Annotated in this window: 29 protein-coding genes and 1 riboswitch; of the genes, 14 read left to right on the forward strand and 15 right to left on the reverse strand. The window is 70.1% G+C overall.

All coding sequences use genetic code 11. The features are described from left to right. Nucleotides 1-16: 16 nt before the first annotated feature. Nucleotides 17-454 carry an Lrp/AsnC family transcriptional regulator gene (locus ACYVOK_RS05575; protein WP_460661146.1) on the reverse strand — a complete coding sequence of 146 codons (438 nt, stop codon included), beginning with the start codon at nucleotides 452-454 and terminating at the stop codon, nucleotides 17-19. A gap of 87 nt (nucleotides 455-541) precedes the next feature. Here ACYVOK_RS05575 and ACYVOK_RS05580 point away from each other — a divergent pair, with 87 nt between their 5' ends. Next, a complete protein-coding gene (locus ACYVOK_RS05580) occupies nucleotides 542-1456 on the forward strand; it encodes a DMT family transporter (RefSeq protein ID WP_460661147.1) in 915 nt (304 codons plus the stop codon). Here ACYVOK_RS05580 and ACYVOK_RS05585 read toward each other — a convergent pair. After that, nucleotides 1391-2389 carry an acetamidase/formamidase family protein gene (locus ACYVOK_RS05585; RefSeq protein ID WP_460661148.1) on the reverse strand — a complete coding sequence of 333 codons (999 nt, stop codon included), beginning with the start codon at nucleotides 2387-2389 and terminating at the stop codon, nucleotides 1391-1393. The two genes, ACYVOK_RS05580 and ACYVOK_RS05585, sit on opposite strands and share 66 nt — an antisense overlap. Before the next feature lie 121 nt (nucleotides 2390-2510). Between ACYVOK_RS05585 and ACYVOK_RS05590 the strand changes: the two genes are divergently transcribed. From ACYVOK_RS05590 to ACYVOK_RS05605, 4 genes are all read left to right on the forward strand, one after another. Continuing rightward, nucleotides 2511-3203, forward strand: a complete 693-nt coding sequence (locus ACYVOK_RS05590; protein ID WP_460661149.1) for a response regulator transcription factor — start codon at nucleotides 2511-2513, stop codon at nucleotides 3201-3203. Beyond that, entirely contained in the window at nucleotides 3200-4798 is a 1599-nt protein-coding gene (locus tag ACYVOK_RS05595; protein WP_460661150.1) for a sensor histidine kinase, read from the forward strand. Before ACYVOK_RS05590 ends, ACYVOK_RS05595 begins: the two co-directional genes overlap by 4 nt. Nucleotides 4799-4899: 101 nt before the next feature. Then, the gene (locus tag ACYVOK_RS05600; protein ID WP_460661151.1) at nucleotides 4900-6297 is read left to right on the forward strand and encodes a S1C family serine protease; all 1398 of its coding nucleotides are present in this window, start codon (nucleotides 4900-4902) and stop codon (nucleotides 6295-6297) included. A 94-nt stretch (nucleotides 6298-6391) separates the two neighbouring features. Continuing rightward, a complete protein-coding gene (locus ACYVOK_RS05605) occupies nucleotides 6392-7099 on the forward strand; it encodes a pirin family protein (protein ID WP_460661152.1) in 708 nt (235 codons plus the stop codon). Here the strand turns inward: ACYVOK_RS05605 and ACYVOK_RS05610 are convergent. Beyond that, nucleotides 7096-7428 (reverse strand): L-rhamnose mutarotase, encoded by a 333-nt coding sequence (locus tag ACYVOK_RS05610; RefSeq protein ID WP_460661153.1) that lies wholly within the window; start codon nucleotides 7426-7428, stop codon nucleotides 7096-7098. The two genes, ACYVOK_RS05605 and ACYVOK_RS05610, sit on opposite strands and share 4 nt — an antisense overlap. A 273-nt stretch (nucleotides 7429-7701) precedes the next feature. On the opposite strand from ACYVOK_RS05610, the gene ACYVOK_RS05615 reads away from it, so the two are divergent. Further along, nucleotides 7702-9606: a penicillin-binding transpeptidase domain-containing protein gene (locus tag ACYVOK_RS05615; protein ID WP_460661154.1), complete on the forward strand. Its 1905-nt coding sequence runs from the start codon at nucleotides 7702-7704 to the stop codon at nucleotides 9604-9606. A 47-nt stretch (nucleotides 9607-9653) separates the two neighbouring features. Here ACYVOK_RS05615 and ACYVOK_RS05620 read toward each other — a convergent pair whose 3' ends face one another. Beyond that, nucleotides 9654-10994 (reverse strand): FAD-binding oxidoreductase, encoded by a 1341-nt coding sequence (locus tag ACYVOK_RS05620; protein WP_460661155.1) that lies wholly within the window; start codon nucleotides 10992-10994, stop codon nucleotides 9654-9656. A gap of 226 nt (nucleotides 10995-11220) precedes the next feature. Here ACYVOK_RS05620 and ACYVOK_RS05625 point away from each other — a divergent pair, with 226 nt between their 5' ends. Further along, a complete protein-coding gene (locus ACYVOK_RS05625) occupies nucleotides 11221-11529 on the forward strand; it encodes a TFIIB-type zinc ribbon-containing protein (protein WP_460661156.1) in 309 nt (102 codons plus the stop codon). 28 nt (nucleotides 11530-11557) lie between these two features. Here the strand turns inward: ACYVOK_RS05625 and ACYVOK_RS05630 are convergent, their stop codons facing one another. Next, complete coding sequence (locus ACYVOK_RS05630) at nucleotides 11558-11983, reverse strand: PaaI family thioesterase (RefSeq protein ID WP_460661157.1); 426 nt, start codon at nucleotides 11981-11983, stop codon at nucleotides 11558-11560. A 9-nt stretch (nucleotides 11984-11992) separates the two neighbouring features. Continuing rightward, nucleotides 11993-12322, reverse strand: coding sequence for a WhiB family transcriptional regulator (locus ACYVOK_RS05635; protein WP_460661158.1), 330 nt, complete (start codon nucleotides 12320-12322; stop codon nucleotides 11993-11995). Nucleotides 12323-12480: 158 nt separating this feature from the next. Between ACYVOK_RS05635 and ACYVOK_RS05640 the strand changes: the two genes are divergently transcribed. Then, nucleotides 12481-12954, forward strand: a complete 474-nt coding sequence (locus ACYVOK_RS05640; protein ID WP_460661159.1) for a GNAT family N-acetyltransferase — start codon at nucleotides 12481-12483, stop codon at nucleotides 12952-12954. Between the two features lie 45 nt (nucleotides 12955-12999). Next, nucleotides 13000-14097, forward strand: a complete 1098-nt coding sequence (locus tag ACYVOK_RS05645) for a DNA polymerase IV (protein ID WP_460661160.1) — start codon at nucleotides 13000-13002, stop codon at nucleotides 14095-14097. Here ACYVOK_RS05645 and ACYVOK_RS05650 read toward each other — a convergent pair. Both ACYVOK_RS05650 and ACYVOK_RS05655 read right to left on the reverse strand, forming a co-directional pair. Further along, a complete protein-coding gene (locus tag ACYVOK_RS05650) occupies nucleotides 14094-14933 on the reverse strand; it encodes an amidohydrolase family protein (protein WP_460661161.1) in 840 nt (279 codons plus the stop codon). The two genes, ACYVOK_RS05645 and ACYVOK_RS05650, sit on opposite strands and share 4 nt — an antisense overlap. A gap of 47 nt (nucleotides 14934-14980) precedes the next feature. Continuing rightward, nucleotides 14981-16075, reverse strand: coding sequence for a mandelate racemase/muconate lactonizing enzyme family protein (locus tag ACYVOK_RS05655; RefSeq protein WP_460661162.1), 1095 nt, complete (start codon nucleotides 16073-16075; stop codon nucleotides 14981-14983). Between the two features lie 103 nt (nucleotides 16076-16178). Between ACYVOK_RS05655 and ACYVOK_RS05660 the strand changes: the two genes are divergently transcribed. Genes ACYVOK_RS05660 through ACYVOK_RS05675 form a run of 4 tightly spaced genes read left to right on the forward strand, consistent with a single transcriptional unit; the run spans nucleotide 16179 to nucleotide 18785 of the window. Further along, nucleotides 16179-16874: a GntR family transcriptional regulator gene (locus ACYVOK_RS05660; protein ID WP_460661163.1), complete on the forward strand. Its 696-nt coding sequence runs from the start codon at nucleotides 16179-16181 to the stop codon at nucleotides 16872-16874. A gap of 25 nt (nucleotides 16875-16899) precedes the next feature. Beyond that, nucleotides 16900-17763, forward strand: coding sequence for a fumarylacetoacetate hydrolase family protein (locus ACYVOK_RS05665; RefSeq protein WP_460661164.1), 864 nt, complete (start codon nucleotides 16900-16902; stop codon nucleotides 17761-17763). A 38-nt stretch (nucleotides 17764-17801) separates the two neighbouring features. Beyond that, the gene (locus tag ACYVOK_RS05670; RefSeq protein WP_460661165.1) at nucleotides 17802-18398 is read left to right on the forward strand and encodes a class I SAM-dependent methyltransferase; all 597 of its coding nucleotides are present in this window, start codon (nucleotides 17802-17804) and stop codon (nucleotides 18396-18398) included. A gap of 9 nt (nucleotides 18399-18407) precedes the next feature. Beyond that, nucleotides 18408-18785, forward strand: coding sequence for a VOC family protein (locus tag ACYVOK_RS05675; RefSeq protein ID WP_460661166.1), 378 nt, complete (start codon nucleotides 18408-18410; stop codon nucleotides 18783-18785). On the opposite strand, the gene ACYVOK_RS05680 is transcribed toward ACYVOK_RS05675, so the two are convergent. The 4 genes from ACYVOK_RS05680 to ACYVOK_RS05695 all read right to left on the reverse strand — a co-directional run bounded on the left by ACYVOK_RS05680 (nucleotide 18786) and on the right by ACYVOK_RS05695 (nucleotide 20735). Next, nucleotides 18786-19169, reverse strand: a complete 384-nt coding sequence (locus ACYVOK_RS05680; RefSeq protein ID WP_460661167.1) for a hypothetical protein — start codon at nucleotides 19167-19169, stop codon at nucleotides 18786-18788. Nucleotides 19170-19235: 66 nt separating this feature from the next. Further along, on the reverse strand, nucleotides 19236-19787 hold the full coding sequence (locus ACYVOK_RS05685) for a histidine phosphatase family protein (RefSeq protein WP_460661168.1): 552 nt from the start codon (nucleotides 19785-19787) through the stop codon (nucleotides 19236-19238). Next, entirely contained in the window at nucleotides 19784-20533 is a 750-nt protein-coding gene (locus ACYVOK_RS05690) for a CbtA family protein (RefSeq protein WP_460661169.1), read from the reverse strand. Before ACYVOK_RS05690 ends, ACYVOK_RS05685 begins: the two co-directional genes overlap by 4 nt. A gap of 4 nt (nucleotides 20534-20537) precedes the next feature. Beyond that, nucleotides 20538-20735 (reverse strand): CbtB domain-containing protein, encoded by a 198-nt coding sequence (locus ACYVOK_RS05695; protein WP_460661170.1) that lies wholly within the window; start codon nucleotides 20733-20735, stop codon nucleotides 20538-20540. Nucleotides 20736-20785: 50 nt separating this feature from the next. Continuing rightward, nucleotides 20786-20856, reverse strand: a riboswitch (adenosylcobalamin (AdoCbl) riboswitch). A 104-nt stretch (nucleotides 20857-20960) separates the two neighbouring features. Here ACYVOK_RS05695 and ACYVOK_RS05700 point away from each other — a divergent pair. Continuing rightward, nucleotides 20961-21602 (forward strand): LysE family translocator, encoded by a 642-nt coding sequence (locus ACYVOK_RS05700; RefSeq protein ID WP_460661171.1) that lies wholly within the window; start codon nucleotides 20961-20963, stop codon nucleotides 21600-21602. 1 nt (nucleotide 21603) lies between these two features. On the opposite strand, the gene ACYVOK_RS05705 is transcribed toward ACYVOK_RS05700, so the two are convergent. Genes ACYVOK_RS05705 through ACYVOK_RS05715 form a run of 3 tightly spaced genes read right to left on the reverse strand, consistent with a single transcriptional unit; the run spans nucleotide 21604 to nucleotide 24996 of the window. Beyond that, on the reverse strand, nucleotides 21604-22977 hold the full coding sequence (locus tag ACYVOK_RS05705) for an MFS transporter (protein ID WP_460661172.1): 1374 nt from the start codon (nucleotides 22975-22977) through the stop codon (nucleotides 21604-21606). Between the two features lie 37 nt (nucleotides 22978-23014). Beyond that, on the reverse strand, nucleotides 23015-23446 hold the full coding sequence (locus tag ACYVOK_RS05710) for a DUF1304 domain-containing protein (protein WP_460661173.1): 432 nt from the start codon (nucleotides 23444-23446) through the stop codon (nucleotides 23015-23017). Between the two features lie 56 nt (nucleotides 23447-23502). Continuing rightward, nucleotides 23503-24996 (reverse strand): DEAD/DEAH box helicase, encoded by a 1494-nt coding sequence (locus ACYVOK_RS05715; RefSeq protein ID WP_460661174.1) that lies wholly within the window; start codon nucleotides 24994-24996, stop codon nucleotides 23503-23505. Nucleotides 24997-25252 lie beyond the last annotated feature (256 nt).

A 25252-nucleotide genomic window follows, 5' to 3' on the forward strand; every position in this document is an offset into this window, starting at 1 on the left:
TCGGACCGTGACGGGGTCAGCCGAGGGGGACCGGGCGGGGCGGGACCGGCGTGGAGACGACGAACGAACTGTTTGTGCGGCCGTAGGGAGCGAAGCGGTCGAGCAGGTCCTCGAGTCTGTCGATCGCGGCGACCTGGACCCGCATCAGGAAGCAGTCCTCACCGGAGATGCGGTGGCACTCGACGACTTCCGGCGTACTGCGGGCCAGTTCGGCGATCCGGGACACCTGGCCAGGCCCTGGCTGGAGCCGGACCCAGGCGGCGACCGGGTGGCCGAGCGCGGCGGGGTCGACGTCGAGCCGGTAACCGCGGATCACCCCGGACTCCTCCAGCCGGGTGACCCGCTCGCGCACGGTCGGCGTCGAGACGCCCAGCCGGCGGGCCAGCTCGGTGGTCCGCAGCCGCGGGTCGGCGGTCAGCTCCTCGAGTATCCGGACATTCAACTCATCCAGCACTGCGCTTCTCGTTTCGGTAAGCATGTCGGCCTCCCAGGCTCCGTTTCGTCATGGTACCTCTGATTTGACCTTCTTAGGGTTGTCGTCATGAAACCCACCGCCCTCGCCGCCGCCGGTATCACCGTCGTCCTGTGGGCCTCGGCCTTCGTGGCGATCCGCCACCTCGGGACCGAGTTGTCGGCCGGGCCGTTGTCACTCGCCCGACTGCTGGTCGGCAGCGTCCTGCTCGGGTTGCTGTTGCTGGTGAAGCGGGAGCCGTTCCGGTGGCCGCAGCGGCGGGACTGGCCGCTGCTGCTGGCCTGCGGTCTGCTGTGGTTCGGCGTCTACAACGTTGCGTTGAACGCGGCCGAGCGGCGCCTCGACGCGGGTACGGCGGCCATGCTCGTGCACATCGCGCCACTGCTGGTCGCACTGCTGGCCGGCTTGACCCTCGGCGAGGGCTTCCCGAGACAGGTGCTCGTCGGCAGCCTGGTTGCTTTCGGTGGCGTGCTCCTGATCGGGCTGTCGACCTCTACCGGCCACGCAGAGACGTGGGGCGTGCTGCTGTGTGTGACCGCTGCCGTGTCCTATGCGGTCGGTGTCGTCACCCAGAAGCCGTTGCTGGGTAGGCTGCCCGCCGCACAGGTCACGTGGCTCGCGTGCGTGATCGGCACGGTCGTCTGCTTGCCGTACGCACCTGCACTCATCGATGAGATCGGTGCGGCCCGGCCGGCGACGTTGTGGTGGGTCTTCTACCTCGGTGCGTTCCCGACCGCGCTCGGCTTCACGACGTGGGCCTACGCGTTGTCCCGGACGACAGCGGGTCGCATGGGCGCCACGACGTACCTGGTGCCTATGGTTGCCATCCTGCTGGCTTGGGTGTTCCTCGGTGAGACTCCGGCCGGTCTTGCCCTGGCCGGCGGTGCACTGTGCCTCGTCGGTGTCGCCGTCAGCAGGTCAGAGCGTCGCCGCAAGATCGCGCAGGTGCCGGTGGATGCCGCCGTAGACGTCGGCCGCCGGTAGCAGCCGCTTCGGGACCTTGGTGACCACGCTGTAGTTGACGTCCACGACGTTGGCCAGCGGGACCTCACTGGTCTGGCTGAGCAGTTGGTAGGCGTCGAGTTTGTCCAGTCCGTACAGGGATCCGAGCCAGCCGACCATGTCCACCTGTCCGGCTCGCCAGGCGTCCTCGAGCGGCCGGCTCGACCCGACGACAGCCAGGTACTCGTCGTTCTCGATCCGCGGCCAGACCGGTCCGGGTGTCTTCATCAGGTCCACGATCAGTACGACGTTCATCGCGCCCTCGACCGCGGTCCCGCAGGACTCCCCCTCGCCCTGCCGGTAGTGACCGTCGCCCACGGAGAACAACGCGCCCTCGACGTTCACCCGGAGGTAGCAGGTAGCACCGGCTCGCATCTCCGGGGTGTCCATGTTGCCGCCGAACATGTCCGGGACCAGCGACGAGCGAGCCTCACCGGCGGCCGGAGCCACACCGACCGTGCCCAGCATCGGCTCCAACGGCAGCGCGATCTCCAGCTGGTTGCTCTGGGCCTGGAACCCGACGGTCTGCTTGTCGGAGTCGACTTCGTAGATCCAGGTCCGCTCCGGCAACGGGTCCTGCAGCGTCGCGGTCCGGTCGGTGCTGGTCAGACCGCCGAAGAACGGGATGGTCGTGGACACGCCCCAGCTCCGGGCCGGAGTCAGCTCGACGAAGTGCAGCACCAGCGTGTCCCCCGGCTCGGCGCCCTCGACGTAGAACGGGCCGGTCTGCGGGTTCACGAACGGCATCCGCAGCGAAGCGCCGGCGAGGTCCGACGTACTGCGCAGGGTGCCGCAGTACGCATCCTCGGTCCACAGCCGCAGGACGGTGCCGGGCCTGACCCGTCGGATCGGGGCCACTCCGCCGAAGGTCCAGGCGTACTCGGTCGGCTCAGGGGTGAATTCGAGGACGTCCACGACTGCCCAACCTAAGGTGTTGGGGAGGGGTTGGCGAGCGATCAGCGGGTTCTCAGGCGATTCTCAAACAGACGGCCTACGCTCGCCGTGAGTGGAACTTCGAGGTGAGCGGGGAACGAGCATGCGGGTGTTGGTGGTGGACGACGACCGGGCGGTCCGGGACTCGCTGCGCCGTTCACTGGAGTTCAACGACTTCGAGGTGGTGACTGCTGCCGACGGCGCCGAGGCGCTGGCGGTGATCGGCAACGTCGAGCCGGACGTCGTGGTGATGGACGTGATGATGCCGCGGCTGGACGGGCTGGAGACCACCAAGGCCCTGCGGTCCGCGGGCAACAACGTGCCGATCCTGGTGCTCACCGCACGCGACGCGGTGGCCGACCGGGTCGACGGCCTGGACGCCGGCGGCGACGACTACCTGACCAAGCCGTTCGCGCTGGAGGAGCTGCTCGCCCGGCTGCGCGCCCTGCTGCGCCGCAGCACCGGACCCGGCGAGGGCAGCCAGCGCGGCGAGGTGCTGCAGTACGCCGACCTCGTGGTCGACGTGGACGCGCACGAGGTGCACCGCGGTGACATCGCGATCCCGCTGACCCGGACCGAGTTCTCCCTGCTCGAGCTGCTGATGCGCAACCCGCGCCGGGTGCTCGAGCGCGCGGTGATCCTGGACGCCGTCTGGGGCTACGACTTCCCGACCACCGCCAACTCCCTCGAGGTCTACATCGGCTACCTGCGCCGCAAGACCGAGGTGAACAACCTGCCGCGCCTCATCCACACCGTCCGCGGCATCGGCTACGTCCTGAGAGACACCCCACCGTGAGCCCGTCCGACCCTTCCGACTTCCCGTCGTACGCCGACCGCCCGAACCAGCCGGCCGGCCCGCAGCACCCCGGTACCCCCGGCCGGCCACCCGCTCGGGTCGGCGGCCCACCGGGTCCCGGCCAACCCATTGCCAACGGCAACGGAAACCGGATGGCCGCGACCGCGGCCCGGACCCAGAGCTGGGCGCAGCAGAAGCTGCACCAGCTGAGTCTGCACGCCCGTGTGACGCTGCTGGCCGCCGTCGCGGTCGGCCTGGCGGTCGCGTTCGTCAGCGTGGCGGCGTACCTGACCGTCCGCCAGCAGATGTACCGCAACCTGGACGACAGCCTGATCCAGCGCACCACGCTTGCCGCCAAAGGCCCCGTGCTGACCAACCCGGAGATCATGCAGGGCCTGCCTCCGGAGGCACTGGGGCTCGCCGACATCCGGATGGGTCTGCTGGCCGGGGACGGCCGCACCGCGGGCAGCCCGCGGTCGTACCTACCGCCGATCGGCCCGGAAGAACTGGCGGTGGCGCGGTCCGAGCTCGGGGACGAGCCGAGCATCCGCACCGCGGGATCGCCCAACAACCAGCATTACCGCGTGGTCGCCGTACCACTCGGCGACGACACCGCGCTGGTCGTCGCTCAGTCGCTCGGGCCGATCGACCACACGCTGCACAACCTCGGGATCGTGCTGTGGGCCGTCGGTCTGCTCGGCGTCATCGGGGCCGCACTGGCCGGCAACGCCGTTGCCGCGTCGGGTCTGCGGCCGTTGGCCCGCCTGACCGGGGCGGCCGAGCACGTGGCCCGGACGGAGGATCTGCAGCCGATCCCGGTGACGGGGTCGGACGAGATCTCCCGGCTGGCGCAGGCGTTCAACGCGATGCTGGCCGCGCTGGCGAGGTCGCAGGACCGCCAGCGGCGGCTGGTCGGTGACGCCGGACACGAGTTGCGTACGCCGCTCACCAGCATCCGGACCAACCTGGACCTGCTGGCCCAGGCGGACAAGCGGGGTGGTCTCCGTCCGGAGGATCGCCAGCAGTTGCTGGACGACGTACGTGCTCAGATGGACGAGCTGACCACCTTGATCGGCGACCTGACCGAGCTCGCCCGCGACACCCCGCAGGTGCGCAACGCCGAGCTGATCGAGCTGGCGAACGTGGTCGAGGACGCGGTGATCAAGGTACGGCGCCGCGCACCGGGCCTGGAGTGGGACGTCCAGCTCGCTCCGTTCCCGGTGTGGGGTGACGAGCGGCTGCTCGGCCGGGCGGTGACGAACCTGCTCGACAACGCCGCGAAGTACAGCGTGCCCGAGGACGCCGGTGCACGGCCCGACGGCGAGCCGGTCGGCCGCGTCACCGTGCGGCTCCTGGACGGGGTGCTGACCGTGACGGACTCCGGGCCGGGGATCTCCGAGGCGGACCTGCCGCACGTGTTCGAACGGTTCTACCGCTCCAGCGAGGCTCGCAGCCGGCCGGGTTCCGGCCTGGGTCTGGCGATCGTGAAGCACGCTGCCGAGCAGCACGGCGGCATGATCTACGCCCGCAACGCCCCCGGCGGCGGAGCGCAGTTCACGCTGTGGCTGCCGCACGCCGCCACCCAGACGCGTTGACGCCGAGCTGACTGATCCTTCAGGGGATCTTCATCGAGTTCTTCGGCAGCTCTGACGGGATCTTCAGGGCCTTCTCAGGTCCGGCCAGCAGAGTATGGGCCATGACCGAGAACCAGCCGCAGCAGCCGCAGAACCAGCCGGGCCAGAACCCGCAGCAGCCGGAGCGGACGCAGCAGTTGCCTGAGCGCACGCAGCAGCTCCCGATGGGTGGCTACGGCCAGCATCAGCAGCAGCAGTTCGCTCCGACCGGTGGGCAGCCGCGGCCGGGTCAGCACCCGGGCGGGGGTGCTTACCCCCAGTTCGGGGCACCGGGGCCGCATCAGGGGGCGTCTCCGGGCCCGAACTGGCCCTTCGGTCCGCAGCCCCAGCCGAGCGCGGCAGCCGCGGCGCCGGCCAAGCCCAAGCGGCGCGGCCTGGCTCTGGTCGCCGCCACCGCTCTGCTGGTCGGCACCGCCGGCGGTGTGGGCGGCGCGGCCGTCTACTCCGCGACCAACACCTCCAGCAGCTCCCCGTCGGTCACTGCCCCGCTGACCGGCAACCAGGCCGCGCCTGCCACGGCGCCGGACGGTTCGGTGCAGAGCGCCGCCGCTAAGGTGCTGCCGAGCACGGTGAAGATCGCGGTCGCGACGTCGCAGGGCGCGGGGACCGGCTCGGGCATCGTGATCAGCAAGGACGGCCTGATCGTCACCAACAACCACGTCGTGGCCGGCGCGGGCAACGGCGGCAAGATCTCGGTGATCCTGAACGACGGCCGGACGGTCCCGGCCACGATCAAGGGCACCGACCCGCTCACCGACCTGGCCGTGATCAAGGCGGAGGCGACCGACCTGACCCCGGCCACCCTCGGCAGCAGCGGCAAGCTCGCCGTCGGCCAGGGTGTGGTCGCGATCGGCTCGCCGTTCGGCCTGGAGGCGACCGTGACCAGCGGTATCGTCTCGGCGCTGAACCGGCCGGTGACCTCGGGCGACGACGAGCCGGGCAGTACGACGGTTTTCCCCGCCATTCAGACGGACGCCGCGATCAACCCCGGTAACTCGGGCGGCGCCCTGATCGACCTCGCCGGCCAGGTGGTCGGAATCAACAGCGCGATCAAGACCGCCGGAGGATCGGGACAATCCGAAGGCGGCAACATCGGCCTGGGCTTCGCGATCCCGATCGACCAGGCCAAGCCGATCATCGACGAGCTGGTGGCCAAGGGCAAGGCCACGCATGCGCGGCTCGGCGTCCAGGTCGGCGACGCGCAGTCATCCGACGGGCTCCCGAACGGAGCACGCCTCGGCGAGGTGACGCCTGGCGGTGCGGCGGACAAGGCCGGTCTGCAAGCGGGTGATGTGGTGACCGCTGTGGACGGCAAGGTGATCGCGTCAGGGGACGCGCTGGTCGCCGCGGTCCGTTCGCACCGCCCGGGCGACGAGGTGAAGATCACCTTCACCCGCAACGGCCAGTCCCAGACGGTGACCGCCACCCTCGGCTCCGACAACGGCAACCCCACCGGCTGACCCCCACCGGCATCCCTCCCTGGTCGGGACTGCGGCCGCCCACCGAGCGGCCGCAGTCCCTTGGGGACGGCCGGAAGGGGTACTACTAGATGTCATGACTGTGGACATCCGGCGGGCGGACGACCGGTTCCGGACCTCGAGCGACTGGCTGGACTCCCGGCATTCGTTCTCGTTCGGGCCGCACTACGACCCGGCCAACGTCGGGTTCGGTTTCCTGGTCGCGCACAACGACGAGACCGTTGCCCCCGGCACCGGATTCGGCACCCATCCGCACCAGGACCTGGAGATCGTCACCTGGGTACTGCGCGGCGCCTTGGCGCACCGGGATTCGGAAGGTCACAGCGGCGTGGTGTATCCGGGCCTGGTGCAGCGGATGAGCGCCGGTTCGGGTATCCGGCACTCGGAGTGGAACGACGGCGGCGAACCGGTGCACTACGTCCAGATGTGGGTCCGCCCGGAGGAGTTCGACCTCACCCCCTCGTACCAGCAGGCCTCGGTCGACCTCACGACCGGCGAACTCGTTCCGATCGCGTCCGGTCTGCCGCGGCACGCGAGCAGCACCGCGATCCACATCAACCAGCGGGCCGCGGGGATGTCGGTGGCCCGATTGGCCCCGGGACGGACGGTGGACCTGCCGGCGGCGCCGTACGTCCATGTGTTCGTTGCCCAAGGCACCGTGACGCTCGAGGGCGCGGGCGACCTGGGTACGGCGGATGCCGTACGGCTGACCGGGACCGACGGGCGGCGTGTCACCGCCGGCCCGGACGGCGCCGAGGTCCTGGTGTGGGAGATGTACGCCTAGTCGCGCTGCTCGCTCATCGTCCAGACGTGACGAAGTGACTGCCCGGCCACGCCGTCCGGGTTCTGCGCGAAGCCTTCGACGAACTGGCTCATGTGCTGCTGCCAGCGCCGGTCGACCGGGTCGTCGCGGAGTTTCGCGACCGCGGCTTCGAAGTCGGCGCACTCGACCAGGTGGAACAGGTCACGGCCGCTGCGCCAGATGGACCAGTCGGTGATACCGGCGGCGCGCATCACGGTGATCAGTTCGGGCCACACGCGGGCGTGCTCGATCTCGTACGCCTCTTCTTTACCCGGGATCAGTCGGCTGTGGAGAGCTAGGCGGGTCGTCACAAGGGACGAGAATACGCGGGGACGATCGGCCGTTACGCCGTCCGGCGACCGGATCCGGCCGGTACCGGGGCAGGGTCGAGCCCGATTCGTCCTCGCTCTTGCTGCTGATTCATCCCGGCGATCGGTCGCTGCCCGATCAGCTTGTTCTGCCAACTCCCGCGGGTCCGCGCGCGTCGTACTTGAGTGGCTTGAGTAGTTTCGCCCTCGTGGCCTGAGACCACACGCCGAAGACTGTCCAAAGTGTCCATCCGTCGTCGTGCGAGAGTTGAGAACGTGAAGCGAACCACTGCGATCGTGTGTCTGAGTAGTCTGCTGATCACCGCCGGTTGTTCCGACAGCAAGTCCGGTGACGGCCCAGCGGATCCGAACGACGAGAAGCAGGCGTCCGCCGAGGTGGTGAAGCAGTTCGCCGACGCCTGGGTCGCGGCGTGGGCCCCGGACGGGAAGCCGGACGCGGCCGGTGCGCTGACCGACAACCCGACGGTCTTCGCCAAGCGGCTGGACGAGGTCGACTCGGCCCTGGTCGCGAGCACGGTGAAGGTGGCCCCGCAGGGCGACCCGGAGTGCAGTGACGGCAACACCTGCACCCAGGACCTCGCGGTCGAGGCGGAACTGCGCGGCATCGGCACGATGAAGTGGACCAGTACGGCGACCGCCGTGAAGGTCGGCGAGACCTGGAAGGTCACGGCCTCCGGCGACACCATCTACCCCGGCCTCGGTGACTCGAACTACCTCAAGCGGGTCCGCGCGTTGCCGGCCCGGGCCTCGATCCTCGACCGCAACGGCGTCGCGCTGACCGCGAACCGCCCGATCGTCATCGTCGGGGTCGCCTCCGGGACGAAGGCGACGGCGGCGACCTACGCCGCCTTCACCAGGTACCTCGACGTGGACGGCGCGAAGCTCGCCGCCCGGGCGAAGGCGGCGCCGGCCGGTCAGTTCGTCGACGCGATCACGATCCGCGCCGAGGAGTGGGAGAAACTGCGCCCGGTGATGGGCAAGCTGCCCGGCGTGCTGACGATGGGCGGCACCCAGTCGCTGCCGGAGTCGGCGTCGTTCGCGCGGTCGGTGATCGGGACGATGAAGACGGCGACCGAGGAGACGCTGAAGAACGCGGGTCCGACCGCGTCCGCGCAGGACCAGGTCGGGACGACGGGCCTGCAGTACGCGTTCCAGCAGCAGCTCGCCGGGACGCCGGGCGGCATCGTGACCCTGCGGGACGGCAAGACCAAGCTGACCATCAAGGAGGTCTTCAACCAGAAGGGGACCGCCGGGAAGCCGGTGAAGACCACCCTGGACGTGAACCTGCAGCGTGCCGCCGAGGCCGCGCTGGCGACGAGCAAGCTGCCCGCCTCGCTGGTCGCCGTCCAGGCCTCGACCGGGCAGATCCTGGCGGCGGCCAACGGGCCTCAGCCGACCAGCTACAACCGCGCCTTCCAGGGTCGCTACGCGCCCGGGTCGACGTTCAAGATCGTCACCGCGGCGGCGCTGCTGGGCAGTGGACAGACGGCCTCGACCTCGCTGCCCTGTACGAACACGATCACGGTGTTCGGCAAGTCGTTCAAGAACTACGACGGCCTGGCGGCGTACGGCGCGGGGACGATGCAGAAGGCGTTCAACGAGTCCTGCAACACCGCGTTCATCTCGCAGCACGGCCGGCTGCCCAAGGACGGGATGACGAAGGCGGCCGCGATGTTCGGTATCGGTCCTGAGCTGGACCTGTCGATCCCGGCGTACGGCGGTCAGGTGCCGGCGCCGAAGGACGACGTCGCCGAGGCCGCGTCGATGATCGGCCAGGGCACCGTCACCGCGAGCCCGCTCGGCGTGGCGATGATCGGTGCGGCGGTCGCCCACGGTACGGCGATGAAGCCGGTGCTGGTCCCGGGCAAGGACGCCGCCGGACCGGCCGCCTCTCCGTTGCCTCCGGCAACTGCTGCCGCGCTCCGCACGTTCATGCGGACCACGGTCACCGGTGGCACCGCCAAGGTCCTGGCCGGCAACGGCGCCGTCGCCGCCAAGACCGGCACCGCCGAGGTGGTCCAGAACGGCAAGGTCGTCACCAACGGCTGGATGGTGGGATACCGCGGCGACGTGGCGTTCGCGGTCATCGTCGAAGGCGGCGAGTCCGGCGCCAAGGCGGCCGGCCCGATCCTGAAGAACTTCCTGGGCCGCTTCAAGTAGGCCCGAGCGGCGGTCCCACAGTGTCTGTGGGGCCGCCGTCTACGGTCCTACGCGGGTCGCACGTTGTGGTTGCGGGCGAACAGGTTGCCGGGGTCGTACTGCCGCTTCACCGCGGCGAGCCGCTGATAGGTCGCGGCCGGATAGATCGCGGCGACGTCCTCCTCGGTGGCGGACGCCAGGAAGTTCGCGTAGGCGCCGTTGACGTACGGCGCGAGCCGCCGCCAGATCGCGTCCAGGCCGGGACGCGCGGCCTCGATGACCGGCTGGGGACCCACGGTGGTGGTCACGAACATCAACTCCGCCTGACGGTGCGCGTAGGCGGTGGCGTCGTCCGGTACCCGGGACACCGCGCCGCCGACGCTGCGAATGGAGACGATCGGCGGCTGCGGCGAGGTCGCCACGTCGGCGAGGACCTCGAGCGCGCCGTCCACCGACTCCTTGTCGACGAACGCGCTCCGGGCGACGAACTGGAGACCGGGCGGCGGGACCATGCCGTCCACCAGCAGGTCCGCGGCGGGCGTCGGCGCGACCTCGTCGGTGATCACCGTGCCGAGTCCGCGGATCGGGTCGATCGCCGCCGCGGCCGACTCCGGGTCGTCGCCGTCGTACGCGACGTGGATCTCGACCGGCGCCGCGGGTCCGCCGGCCATCGGGTTGGCGCAGGTCGCGATCGAGGTGAGCTCGACGGGAGCCGTCCGCAGGTAGGCCGCCCAGCCCCGCAGCACGGTGGCCGCCTCCGCCGCCGGGAATGTGATCCGGCCGAAGAAGACGTCCGTCGTCGGGTGCGCGGTGAACTCGAACGCGGTCACGATCCCGAAGTTGCCGCCACCACCGCGGATCGCCCAGAACAGGTCAGGGTTCTCCGTGGCGTCGGCCCGCACGACGTCGCCGGCCGCGGTCACCACCTCCGCGCCGACGACGTTGTCCAGGGCCAGACCGTACTTCCTGACCTTCCAGCCGATTCCGCCGGTCAGCGTCAGTCCGCCGACGCCGACGCTCTTGGTGTCGCCCGAGGAGATCGCCAGGCCGTGCGGGGCCAGGGCGGCCGCGACCGCACCCCAGGTGGCGCCGCCGCCAATCCGTACGACGTGGCGGTCGGGGTCGACGAGTTCGACCGTCGCGAGCCTGCTCAGGTCGATCACCACGCCGCCGTCGTTGGTGCCGAACCCCGGGAAGGCGTGACCACCGCCTCGCACGGACAGCACGAGCCCCGCCTCGGCCGCGAACCTCACGGCTGCCTGTACGTCGTCCACGCTCTCGGGCCGCAGCACACAGGCCGGACTGCCCAGAGCCAGGACCGAGCGCGCAGCGGTCTGGTACTCCGCGCCGCCCGGTTCGATGATGTCGCCGCCGAAGTCACGACGAAGAGATTCCAGTACTGCGCTCATGACGTCCTTCCACCCAGGAGATCCGTTGTCCACACAGCGCTGACGACACGCGGGACGCAGATGTGATACCTGTCGGGTGTGACCTATGTCTCCCTCGCCCGACCTCACAGACCGCCGCCCTGTTTCGTCCTCGAGGTCCCTGAGCCGTCACGGTTTGCCCGGGCAACTCCCTGAGAGTTCCCTGAAGTCCCGTCATTTCGGGGAAATCGTCACCTAGGGTGGCGGAATGGAGAGCTTGATCTGTCCCAAGTGCCGGGGCGCGATGCGCACCTACGAACGCAGCGGCATCACCGTCGACCAGTGCACCGAGTGCCGCGGGATCTTCCTCGACCGCGGTGAGCTGGAGCGGCTCGTCGACGCCGAACTGAAGTACAACGCGCCGCAGCAGCCTCGCCACGAGGAGAAGCGGTACGACGACCGCCGCTACGACAACGACCGCCGGTATAGCGACGACGACCGCCGCTACGACCCGCGGTACGGCAACCAGTACCCCCGCAAGAAGAAAAAGTCCTTCATGGAGGAGCTCTTCGACTGAGCCGGCGCCCCGGCACTGTGATCGCCCGTCATCGACGCAGGGCGATCACAGTGCCCTGCGCGACCGCGCACAGCGTGACAGTGCTGCCGCCGTCGCGGCCGACGTCGATGGTGGACAACTCGCAGGTGCAGGTCGCCTGCCGGCTGCCCGCGTGCACGACCTTCGCGTCGGCCCGCAGTACGGCGCCTCGACCCGGCCGCAGGTAGCTGATCGTAAATCCACCGGTGAGCACCTCCGGTCCGAGCGCCGTGCCGCCCGCGAAGGTGATCGCGTTGTCGGCCGCGTAGCCGAGGACACCGCCGTGGAGGTAGCCGTTCTGCTGCTTCAGGTCGTCGCGGATGTCGAGCTCGAGGGTTGCTCCACCGTCGCCGAAGGCGGTCAGCCGGGTCCCCAGCAGCACACTGAACGGCTGCGCGGCCAGGACCTTCCCGGCCAGTTCGAAGGTCAGCTCCATGCCGACAGGTTAACTTGCCGGTAACTCCGTGTGCCGGGCCTGCAGGACGGGTTCGCGTTCCTCTTCGGTGGTGCCGCCCCAGACGCCGTACACCTCGCCGACGACCAGGGCGTGCTCGCGGCACTCCCGCCGTACCGGACACGTGCCGCAGAGCGACTTCGCCAGTACCTCGCGGGCGTGCTTGCGCAGGCCGCGCTCGGACTCGGCGGCGAAGAACAGTTCCGGGTCAACGTCGCGGCAGGCGGCGCGGTCCTGCCACTCCCAGTTCTCGATCAGCGGGTACGGCAGGCCGGCCGGCGCCCTCGTCACCGCTCCGGCGGGCGGTTTACGCCGTCTCATGACAGTTTCCTCGACTGCGACGTCATCGCCTGACACCTCGGAGTTCGTCGATCACCCGCGGCGGAGCGGGTCTCCTCGTCACCGCACCGGCGGCGGGGCGGCCGGGGTGGGTACGTGTCTGGTACCCGCCGGGCAAACCCCGGGGCTATCGTCGGCAGATGACCATGTCCGTCATCCCGCCCGTGACGCTGCGCCCGATGTCCGACACCGAGTTCGAGGCCTGGAAGCACCTCAACGCCGAGTCGTTCGCCGCCGGGATGGGGCCGGCCCGCGGGCTGAGCCCCGAGGAGGCGATCGAGGTGGCGCACCGTGAGGTGGACAAGTTGCTGCCCGACGGCCGCGACACCGAGCACCACCTGATCTGGATGGCCTGCGACGGTGACGAACCGGTCGGCAGCCTGTGGATCACCACCAAGCCGCGGATCCCGTTCGTCTACGGCCTCGAGGTCGACGAGAAGCACCGCGGCAGGGGCTACGGCCGCGCGATCATGCTGGCCGGCGAGGAGGAGTGCCGCCGCCGCGGCCACACCCACCTCGACCTCAACGTCTTCGGCACCAACACCACCGCCATCAACCTCTACACGTCCCTCGGTTACACCGTCACGTCCCAGCAGATGCGCAAGGCACTCTGACGGTTCACCCGGCCGCTGTCGGAGGGCTGTGGTTACCTGTGGGGTATGAGCTGGTGGGTCCTGCACGTGGACATGGATCAGTTCATCGCGGCTGTGGAGATCCGGCGGCGACCCGAGTTGAAGGGGCTGCCGGTCGTGGTGGGCGGCTCGGGGGATCCGACCCAACCGCGGCAGGTCGTGGCCACGGCGTCGTACGAGGCGCGCGAGTTCGGTGTGCACTCGGGGATGCCGGTCCGGGCGGCGTACAAGAAGTGCCCGCAGGCGGTCTTCCTGCCCTCGGACCCGGCGGCGTACGAGGCGGCGTCGACCGAGGTGATGGACACGCTGCGCTCGTTCCCCGTGGTGGTCGAGGTGTGGGGGTGGGACGAGTGCTTCGTCGGGGCGGAGACCGACGATCCCGAGCAACTCGCGGCCGACCTGCGGGCGGCGGTGTTCGAGCGTACGACGCTCACCTGCTCGATCGGGATCGGCGACAACAAGGTCAGGGCCAAGCTGGCGACGACGTTCGCCAAACAGCCGCGATCCCACGCGGTCCCGTTCGAGGAGGCGGGGACCGGGAGTCCGCGTGAGGTCGACGGGGTCTACCGGTTGACCGGGGCGAACTGGCGCGAGGTGATGGACCACCGCGCCGTCCGGGAACTCTGGGGCATCGGCAGCCGGATGGAGCGCAACCTGAACGAACTCGGCATCGTCACGGTCGCCGACCTGGCGGCCGCGGACCTCGACGTCCTCCGCGAACGCTTCGGGCCGAAGATGGGCGCCTGGTACGCCGCCCTCGGCCGCGGACTCGGCGACACCGAGGTGACCGACGTACCCCGCGAACCGGTCTCGCGCAGCCGGGAGGAGACCTTCCCGCACGACCTGGCCGACCGCGCGGAGGTCGTGGAACAACTCCGCCGGATCGCCGTCGAGGTCACCCGCGACGTCGTCGCCGAAGGCCGCAGCATCCAGCGCATCTGGGTCAAGGTCCGCTTCACCACCTTCTACACCCCCATCAAGAGCCGCAAGCTCCCCGAGACCACCCAGGACCCGGACGTCGTCGCCACCACCGCACTCGCCCTGCTCGACAAGTTCGAACTCCGCCGCCCGGTCAGGTTGCTCGGCGTCCGGGTCGAGTTCGCGCCCGCCGACGTACAGGTCTAGAGCCTGTAGGTGCGGGTGGCGGTGGTGGTGAAGACGGACTCGCGTTCCGTGGGGGTGAGGCCTGCGGTCAGGGTTTCGGCGGTTTCGACGACCTGGGCGTAGGTGGCGGCGAGGAGGCAGACGGGCCAGTCGGAGCCGAACATGACGCGTTCGGGGCCGAAGGCGTCGAGGACGACGTCGGCGTAGGGCTGGAGGTCCGAGGTCTTCCAATCGGTCCAGGAGGCCTCGGTGACCAGGCCGGAGAGTTTGCAGGTGACGTTCGGCAGGGCGGCCAGTTCCCGCAGGTGACTCGCCCAGGGCTCCAGCGGCTGGCCGATCACGGGCTTGGAGATGTGGTCGACCACGAAGGTCAGTCCTGGGAAGGCCCGCGCGGTCTCGATCGCGGCGGGCAGGTGGGGAGTCTTGGTGAGCAGGTCGTAGACAAGGCCCGCGTCGGCCACCGCGGACAGACCGCGGCGTACGTCGGGGCGGAGCAGCCAGTCCACGTCCGGCTCGTCGTGGACCTGGTGGCGGATGCCCTTCAGGTGCGATCCGTCCGGCCGGGCCAGCAATCCGGCCAGCGCGTCACCCACGTCCTGCGCGGTCAGATCGATCCAGCCGACCACGCCCGCGACCAGCTCGTTGCCGGCGGCAACCTGCAGGAACTCGACCGTCTCGTCGACCTGACCGACGGTCTGGACCAGCACGGTCGCGGTGACGCCGGCGTCCGCGGCCTGCGGAGCCAGGTCGTCGACGGAGAAGCTGCGCCGGATCGGGTCCATCTCCGGCCCGGACATCCAGCTCTGCTCGCGGACGGTCAGGTCCCAGATGTGGTGATGCGCGTCGACTCTGCTCATCCGACTGCGGTCCTTTCCGAGCTGCCTGAGAACACCCGCCAAGGTCGTCATCCGACCCGCCGGTCGTCGATCGCGTCGTGGTCCCAGTCGATGCCCAAGCCGGGCGTGTCCGGGGCGACCGCGTGACCGTCGGCCACCACCATCTCCGACCGTGTGATCGCCCGCAACTGCGGGATGTGCTCGACGTACCGGCCGTTCGGTACGGCGGCCGTCAGGCTGACGTGCAGTTCCATCAGGAAGTGTGGACACACCTCGAGGTTGAAAGTCTCGGCCAGATGCGCGGCCTTCAGCCACGGCGTGATCCCGCCGACCCGGGCCACGTCGGCCTGGACGATCCCGGCCCCACCGGCCGCGACGTACTCGCGGAACTGCGACACCGAGTACAACGACTCCCCGACCGCGATGGGGATCGAGGTGGACTCCGCCAGACGTACGTGGCCGGTCAGGTCGTCGGCCGGCAACGGCTCCTCGAACCACGACAGTTCCACAGCCTCGAACGCCGCGGCCCGTCGCCGGGCCTCGGGGTACGTCATCGACTGATTGGCGTCGACCATGATGTCCAAGTCAGGACCGACCGCGTCCCGCACTGCGCGCAGCCGCTCCAGGTCCTCGTGCACCCGCGGTTTCCCGACCTTCAGCTTGACTCCGGGCCAGCCCGCTCGTTGCGACGCGAGCGCACCCTCGACCAGCTGATCCGTTGTCAGCTGCAACCAACCGCCCTCGGTGTCGTACAGCGGCACCCGCTGCCGATACCCGCCCGCCAGCCGCCACAACGGCTCGCCGGCTCGTCGGCACCGCAGGTCCCACAACGCCGTGTCGACGGCGGCCAACGCCAGTGAGGTGATCGCCCCGACCGTGGTCGCGTGCGTCGACCAGAACAGGTCCGACCACACCGCCTCGACGTTCCGCGAGTCCGAGCCCGTCAGCCGTGGCAGCAGATGATCCTTCAGCAGAGCCAGTACGGCGGTGCCGCCCGTGCCGATCGTGTACGAGTATCCGAGTCCGGTGAGCCCGTCGGCCGTCTCCAGCGAGACGAAGATCGTCTCCTGCTTGAGGAACGACTGCACCGCGTCGGTCCGGACCGTCTCGACCTCGAGGTCGACGAGGAAGGCCTCGGCCCGGGTGATCGTCGGACTCTTCACGGGGCGGCTCCAGATCCTATAGGATATTGCGAACCTGATGCTGCCGCTTCACACTGGAGCCGTCAAGGGTGGGGCAGAATGAGAGCCTCTGGGAGGAGCGACGGTGACGGATGCGCATGTGGGTCTGGCGGGGCAGCTCACGCGCCTGCCCCAGCGACAGGTACTGAGCGACGACGTCTACGAGACGGTCAAGGGCCTGATCATGGACAGCGTGGTCGAGCCGGGCACCCGGCTGAACATCGACGCGCTGACCCGCGAACTGGGCATCTCCCAGACCCCGATCCGGGAGTCGCTGGCCCGGCTGGAGTCCGACGGCCTGGTGATCAAGGAGCCACTGCGCGGCTACCGGGTGTCGTCGCGGTTGACGCTGGCCGAGTTCGAGGACCTGTTCGAGTACCGGCTGCTGATCGAGCCGTGGGCGGCCGGCCGGGCCGCCGAGCGGGCCGGCTCCGAGGACCTGGCCCGGCTGAAGGCCGAGATGCTGAGCTACACCGACGTACCGGACCGTCCGGCGTACGAGAGCTACCGGGCGATGGCTGCACACGACCAGCGCTTCCATGATCTGGTGCTGGAGTTGTCCGGCAACGAGACGGCCCGGCAGTCCTTCGCTCGGACACACTGCCACCTGCACCTGTTCCGCCTGTACTACGGTGGCGGCATCGCGACGAAGGCGTTGCGTGAGCACAAGGCGGTGGTGACCGCGGTCCGCAAGGGTGACCCGGAGGAAGCGGCCGCCGCGATGCGGGCGCACATCGAGGCCTCCCGGGCCCGGTTGCGGCCGATGTTCGACAAAGAGTGATCCGTCCTCATCCAGGGAGAGACCTGTGGAACTGCTGCGCCTCGGCGCGGTCGGTGCGGAGCGCCCGTACGTGCGCGCCACCGACGGCACCGTTCACGACCTGAGCCCGATCACCCGTGACACCGGCGGCGACATCGACGGCGCGTTCCTGGCCGCGGACGGCATCGCCCGCGCCCGCGCCGCGCTCGAGGCCGGTGACCTCCCGGCGGCCGACGTCGAGGGCCTGCGAGTCGGTGCCCCGATCGCGCGCCCGGCCGGGGTGGTCTGCATCGGCCAGAACTACGCCGCGCACGCCGCCGAGTCCGGCGCCGAGCCGCCGAAGCAGCCGATCGTCTTCTTCAAGCACCCGAACACCGTCGTCGGCCCGTACGACGAGGTGCTGGTGCCGCGCGGCGCGACCAAGACCGACTGGGAGGTCGAGCTCGCCGTGGTCATCGGCAAGCAGGCCCGGTACGTCGAGTCGGACGAGGAGGCGCTCGCCTGTGTCGCCGGGTACGCCGTCTCGAACGACGTGTCGGAGCGGGCCTTCCAGATCGAGCAGTCCGGAGGGCAGTGGTCGAAGGGCAAGTGCTGCGAGACCTTCAACCCGCTCGGCCCGGCGCTGGTCCCGGCCGACGAGATCGACGACGTCCAGAACCTCGATCTGAAGTCCTGGGTGAACGGCGAGCCGCGGCAGGACTCGAACACCCGGGACATGATCTTCACCGTCGCGGCGCTGATCCGCGACCTGTCGCAGTACATGACGCTGAGCCCGGGGGACATCGTCAACACCGGCACCCCGGAGGGCGTCGCGCTGTCCGGCCGGTTCCCGTACCTGGCCCCCGGCGACACGATGGAGCTGGAGATCCAGGGGCTCGGCAGGCAGAAGCAGACCCTCGGCAAGGCCTGAACCGCGGTTCTGTCGGCGCGGCCCTCTAGGGTCGCGCCGTGACCGATCAGCTGGACGACATCAGGACCTCGTACGACACCGTCGCCGCCGCGTACGCCGACCTCGTGCAGGACGGCCCGCCGGACGAGCCCGTGACCCTCGACCTGTTCACCAAGCTGGCCGGTCCGGGGCCGGTGCTCGACGCGGGCTGTGGACCGGGGCGACTGACCGGTCTGCTGCACGAGCGAGGTCTTCAGGTCATCGGCATCGACCTGTCACCGGGCATGATCGAGGTCGCGCGGCGCGACCATCCGGATCTGGACTTCCGGGTCGGCTCGATGACCGCCCTGGACCTGCCGGACGGCGAGCTCGGCGGCGTCATCTCCTGGTGGTCGATCATCCACCTGCCGCGCGACGTGGTGCCACAGGCGTTCGCCGAGTTCCACCGGGTGCTCGCCTCGGGCGGGGTCCTCGCCCTCGGGTTCCACGTCGGCGAGGAGTCCACCCACAAGACCTCCGGGTACGGCGGGCACCCGATGAACGTCCACGTCCACCGCTGGATGCCCGGCGCCCTCACCGATCTGGCCGTCGCCGCCGGCTTCACGCCGTACCTCGACCCGGCGATCCCGGCGGACCGGCTGTTCTTCCGGAAGTAGTCTCGGCGCATGACCTCGCGCGTGCGTACGGTGACCTTCGATGCCCATGACCCCTACGAGCTGGCCGGTTTCTGGCTGAAGGTGCTGAAGGCCCCACGACCCGACGACGACCAGCCGGGCGACCCGTACGCGGCCGTCGTGACGGACTCGGTGACGTTGCTCTTCGAGCAGAACAACGACGAGAAGACGGTCAAGAACCGCGTCCACCTGGATCTCGAGCCGGACGGTCCGCGCGACGAGGAGGTCGAGTGGCTCCTCACGCTCGGCGCCACCATCGCATACGACCGCCGGGAGCCCGACGGCACCGGGTGGGTCACCATGCACGACCCCGAGGGCAACGAGTTCTGCGTACTGCGCAGTGCCGCCGAGCGGGCCGCGACGAGTTGATCAGACGTCGTCGGCGTACGGCGTCTGGCCGGTGAAGGTGATCCGCCAGTCGGTGCTCTGGGCGTCGACGGTGAGGTCGTAGCCTTCGCGCCGCGCGTTGACGCGGTACTTGCCGTCGTCGGCCGGCTCCGGCTCGACCTTCCAGCCGCGTGCCGCCAGCGTCTCGGCGGCGAACGTGATCAGCGCCTCCGGATCCGGCGACGTGGGGTCGCCGGTCTCGACCGTGATCGTGCACACGGACTCCGGGCCGCGGTCGTCGGACAGGGCGCCCTGGTTCACCGGGCCGACATCCTGCGTCACCACCGGTGTCTGGTCCGGGACGACCGTCGCCGCGACGGCGAGTAGTTCCGAGCGGAGGAAGTTCCGCGCTTCGGTGAGCGTCACACCCCCGTCATACACCTTGACCGCACCGAACGCGACGCGACGCCGCGATTCGCCTGCGGGTTCGGCTCAGTGGAAGGCCAGGGACCAGGAGCCGTCGGACCGGGTGAGGGTGACGGTGGCGAGCGGCCGGACGTCGACCTGACGCAAGGACTCCGCCGGGGCATCCAGCACGTACAACACCATCGCCCGGACGACCGCCGGGTGGACGACGGCCACGATCGAACGGCTGTCGTCGTCCTGCTGAGCGAGGTCTCCGAGCCAGTCCGCCACCCGGGTGAGTACGTCGTTCTCCGTCTCGCCACCCGGTGTCGCGGTGTGCGGCCGCTCGAGCCAGGCGGCCACCCGCTCCGGCTCGGCGCCCAGCAACTCCTCGAGCTCACGCCCGGTCCATTCGCCGTACTCCCGATCCCGGAGCGCCTCCTCGACGACCGGGGTGAGGCCGAGCGCCTCGGCCGTGAGTACGGCGGCTCGCTCCGGCCCGGCGTACACGGCATCGGCCTCGAACTCGAATTCGCGAGCGGCCGACAGGCTCGCCGGATCCGGCTCGGCGTCTCCACCGAGGACGAGTCCGCGCAACGCGGGAGTCAGGGCATGGGCGACCAGTTTCAACCCGCTCACGCGGCAACCACCTTCTGTCGGGAGAGCCGGCGATCCACCGCGGCGGCGTACCCGAAACCGAGCAGGAGCCACAGCGTCGCCTGCGTACCGAGTGAGGCGAACCGGAACTGCCAGAGCAGCGTAGCGGGGAACGACCCCGGAACCTCGTTGATCGCGGGCAGGATCAGGTACGCCGCCACGACCGTCGCAAGGAAGGCCGCGACACCACCGGCCAGTCGCGCGACGTCACCGAACCGGGCGGCCCACCGGGAGGCGGCCACACCGGCCCACACCGCGAGCAGACCGATCACCAGGGTCAGCAGATAGGTCACCGTACGGCGGGTGATCGTCTCGGGATCGCCGACCGCCGGAGGATTCGGCGGGTACTTCAGGAACGGCACGAGCACGATGCCGACGAATCCGGCCGCGGCCAGGCCCAGAGCGGCGTACGAGTCGTTGCCGGTCCGCAGCTTGCGCCGGAGCAGGGTGAACGCGACGGCGAAGACGCCGCCGAGGGCGACGCCGTACAGCGTGGTGGCGAGGAACAGGCCGGCCCGCTGGCCGTCGCGGCTGACGAGCGGCGCCTCCCCGGAGGCAGCGGTTTCGCCTTGGTCGTGCGAATGGGTGTGCGCGCCGCCGGCTTCCTCGATCGCGATCGCGGCGTCGATGTGCGGCTCGCCCATCGAGTACGCGAACGCTCCGGCCAGCAGGCCGGCGAAGAGTCCGACGATCAGTCCGCGCACCAGGAGCGATCCGAAGGTGCGCATGCGGCTAATGGCAGGGCACGCCGAGCAGGTGGCGGCCGTCGTGCATCAGCTCGTGCAGGTACATCCCGGACTGGGACACCGCACCCTGGTCGAAGGCGACCAGGTAGCCGAGCAGGAGCAGTACGCCGACGCTGAGCAGCGCGACGGCGAGAAGACGGGGAGAAACGGCCGGTACGGCGAGAGTGCGGGCAGGAGCTGCCATCTGAACCTCCTGGGGAAGTGCGCGTCCCCTTCGAAAGGCTGCTGGTGCCCGAGCGTCCTGACTCACGAGCAGTGCTCGCTCACAGTGGCGCGGCCGTGCCGGACTCTCACCGGCTTCCCTCCTGGCACCGCAGGTTGTCCCCCGAACCGTATCGGTGGGGATCGAGGGGGTCAACGCTGCCGGAACCGGGGTGACGTTCCCCACGGCCGCCCTTACCCTGAGCAGATGCCGTCCGCCCATCACCTGGTCGCCTTCGCGATCACCGCGTTCATCATCATCGTCGTCCCCGGTCCGAGTGTGCTGTTCATCGTCGGACGCGCGCTGGCCGTCGGGCGGCGCGAGGCGGTGCTGACGATGGTCGGCAACACCGTCGGCGCCGCGGTCATGCTGATCGCGGTCGCCCTCGGCCTCGGCACCCTGATCGCCGCCAGCGCGATCGCCTTGACCGTGGTGAAGCTGGCCGGAGCGGCGTACCTGATCTATCTCGGCGTCCAGGCCTTCCGCCACCGCAAGTCCCTGGTGACCGCGATGACGAGTGCGGTGAAGCCGGGCAACAGCCGCCGGACGATGCGTCAGGGCTTCCTCGTCGGCGTCACCAACGCCAAGACCGCCGTGTTCTTCGCCGCCGCGCTGCCGCAGTTCGTCGACCCGAACGCGGGCAGCCCGGCGTGGCTCCAGATCCTGCTGCTCGGCCTGATCTTCATCCTGATCGCCCTGGTCTCGGACAGCGCCTGGGCGCTCGTCGCCGGTACCGCTCGCGAGTGGTTCGCCCGGTCGCCGCGCCGCCTCGAGCTGGTCGGCGGGGCCGGCGGCCTGATGATCATCGGCCTCGGGGCCAGCATCGCCGTCACCGGCTCGAAGGAGTAGGTCACCGGGCCGTTCGGCGTCCGGCCTGTGCGCCGAGCAGGGCGAGCAGAGCCGGGAGGCCGAAGGCGACGAGATAGGCGGTCACCGCGGAGCGCGGCTCCAGCACGGCGAAGAGAGAACCGCCGACGGCCAAGACCGTTGCTGTGGACAACGAGTCGCTCAACTGCAGTGCGGAGCTGTTGGCACCCTGGGCGTCGCGTTCGGAGTACTCGAGCACCAGCACCGACAGGGTCGGGAAGACGGTCCCCATGCCGAGACCGGTGAGGCTCCACCCGAGGATGCCGACCACGACCGGGACGTTGTCGTTCAAGGTCAGGGCGGCGGTGACGATGCCGAGCATGATCGACACCATGCCGGCTTGCAGGAAGACCGCGTGGGAGAACGGCTGGTTGGGCCGGCCGCGGTACCAGGAGGCAGCGGTCCAGCTCAGCGCGCTGACCGTCAGCACCAGACCGGCCAGGGCCGGGGACAGGCCGCGTTCCCGGGTCAGCATCAGCGGCAGGAACACCTCGGCACCGAAGCCTGCCGAGGCGACCAGCCCCCGCAACGCGACGACCGACGGCAGACCCGACCGGAAAACAAAGGTGCCGCTCGGCAGCAGCTTCGGCGCGAACGCGACCACACCGGCAAGACCGATCGCGAGCAGGACGATCCGCAGTACGCCGTGCTGCTGACCGCCGTAGTGGAGCAGGCCGACGCCGACCGCCGCCGCCACCGCCAACAGCGCCCGCTTGTCCCACAGCCGACCCGGCCGTACTTCCTGAGCAGCGCCGCGGGCCAGGCCGGGCCGCATCACGAGCGCCGCCGGGATGGCGATGACCGGTACGGCGAGGAAGACGATCCGCCAACTGGTGTGCTCGACGATCAGACCGGCGATCGCAGGGCCGACCAGGGAAGGTACGACCCAGCCGGTGGCGAACGCGGCGAAGATGCGCGGCCGCAGCCTGGCCGGGTAGAGCCGGCCGACCACGACGTACAGGGCGACCGTGAGCAGACCGGACCCGAAGCCCTGGATGATGCGACCGGCGACGAGGATCTCCATCGTCGGTGCCAGACCGGCGATGATCAGGCCGGCCAGGAACCACGCGGTCCCGTGCCAGAGCGGGCGGGTCGGCCCTTTGAGGTCGCTCCAGGTCCCGGAGACAACCATCGCCACCACAGCGGAGGCCAGCGGCCCGCCGAACGCGAGCGCGTAGAGGTAAAGGCCGTCCAGCGCCTGGGCGACGGTCGGCATCGCGGTGGTGACAGCCAGGGACTCGAACGCGACCAGAGTGATCAGCGCGACCATCCCGACGGTGAGCGCCCGGTACTGCGGTGAGAGCACACCACCGGTCGTCGGTTCAGTGGTGATCGGGTCCGCGGCAGTCGTCGTCATGCGAGAACCCTCGGACATCAACTGCACTTGAAGTCAACTAGAGAACCGCGGCGAACACCAGAGCGAGGATCGGCGGGACGGCCTGCGCGGCGGCGGCCCGCACCATCCGGCGGTCGGTCGCGACCAGGACGACACCGGCACCGGCCATGCACGCACAACTGAACAGCGCGACCGCGCAACCCCCGCCACCGCCGGCGATCAGCCCGCCGAGCGCCCCGAGGGCGAGGAACAGGTTGTAGAACCCCTGGTTGAACGCCCACGGCCTCACGACCGCGGCCTCGGCGTCGTCCTTGACCCGGAACCGCCGGTACGTACTCGGCTTCCGGAACAACAGGCTCTCCATCGCGAACACCGCGACATGAAACAGCCCGGCCAGCACGACGAACACCTGCGCGACGACGTTCACCAACGCACCGTACCGCCCGGCTCGCCGGTCCACCGCGACGGCGCGCACCAGCTGGGCGTGCACAAGGCCTGGTCAGGCAGCGCCTGACCAGGCCTTGCGTCAGCTCGACGGCCGCGGGCTCAGCGACCGCGACGGGCAGCCCCGGCGCGGCTGCCGGCGGAGAATGCGGCGGCACCGGCCGGGCGAGTGCTGGAGCCCGGCGTGCTGGTGCTGTAAGTCTTCGGCGTGCTCGCGGACTTCGAGCGGCCGCGACCACGCGCCGGCCCACCCGACTTCGCGCCACCCGCGTCTCCGGAACGCTGACCGCCAGAACGCTGACCGCCGGGCCGCTGACCGGTCGCCGACTGTGAGCCGCGCCGACGACGGTTGCCTCGACCTGACCCACCACCGGTGGACGCGCGGGCGCTGTCCGGTGTCGCGACCGGCGGCTCCACGAAGCGGCGTTCACCGGGGGCCAACTCGGCGAGGAGCGGATCGCCGCTGGTGAGCCTGGTGATCTTCGCGGCGATGCCGGCCTTGCGGGTGAGGTCACGGACGTCGCGGACCTGGTCGTCGGTCATCAAGGTGACGACGGTGCCCTCGGCGCCCGCGCGGGCGGTCCGGCCGGAGCGGTGCAGGTACGCCTTGTGCTCGATCGGCGGGTCCGCGTGGATCACCAGCGCGACGTCGTCGACGTGGATACCGCGCGCCGCGATGTCGGTGGCCACCAGCGTCTTCGCCGTACCGTTGCCGAAGGCCTCGAGGTTCCGGGTCCGGGCGCCCTGCGACAGATTGCCGTGCAACTCCACCGCCGGAACGCCCTGGGCGATCAGCTTCTTCGTGAGCGACTTGGCGCCGTACTTCGTCCGGGTGAAGACCAGCGAACGGCCCGGCGCCGCGGTCAGGTCGACCAGCACCGGCAGCCGGGAATCGGCCTGGACGTGCAGCACGTGATGGGTCATCTTCGCGACCGGTGATTGCGCCGAGTCCACGCTGTGCGTGACCGGGGCGGTCATGAACCGCTGCACGAGTACGTCGACGCCGGCGTCCAGCGTGGCCGAGAACAGCAACCGCTGCGTACCGGACGGGGTCGCCCCGAGGATGCGCCGTACCGCGGGCAGGAAGCCGAGATCGGCCATGTGGTCGGCCTCGTCCAGGACGGTGATCTCGATCGCGTCGAGCTTCACGTGCCCTGCCTGGAGATGATCCTCGAGCCGGCCGGGGCAGGCGACCACGATGTCGGCGCCCTGGCGCAGACCGTTGATCTGCGGGCCGTGGCCGACCCCGCCGAAGATCGTCATCGTGCGCAGGCCGAGCGCGTCGGCCAGCGGCGTGATCGACGCCTGGATCTGGGTCGCCAGCTCACGCGTCGGCGCGAGGATCAGCGCCCGCGGGTGCTTCGGCCTGCGCTTCGCTCCGCTCGCGGCGAGGCGGGCGAGCACCGGCAGCACGAACGCGTACGTCTTGCCGGAGCCGGTCCGGCCGCGTCCGAGCACGTCCTTGCCGGCCAGCGAGTCGGGCAGCGTCGCCGCCTGGATCGGGAACGGCGTGGACACACCGGCCGCGGACAGTGCCGACACCAACGGCGCCGGTACGCCGAGATCGGCGAACGTCAGGTTGTCCGGGACAACCATTTCGGCCACCTCGTCGTACACCGGACTGTTGCTCTGAGCAACCTCAGGCTGCCGTTGAGTGCCGGCGGGCGGGGAGAACAGCGGGCGCGCCGCCGAATCGTTGCGCCGGGCACCGGAACGACGCCGGCGGGGACGAGTGGTGGAGGTGGAGACAGCTTGGGGGGATGTGGACGTGGGGCGGCTGGCCGCCATGTAGGTACTCCAAAGGTCGGGGGTCGTCCTGCCCGGCGCGGCTCCGGCCGCGGCGCGTGGTAGT

The sequence above is a fragment of the Kribbella swartbergensis genome (genome assembly GCF_054784135.1).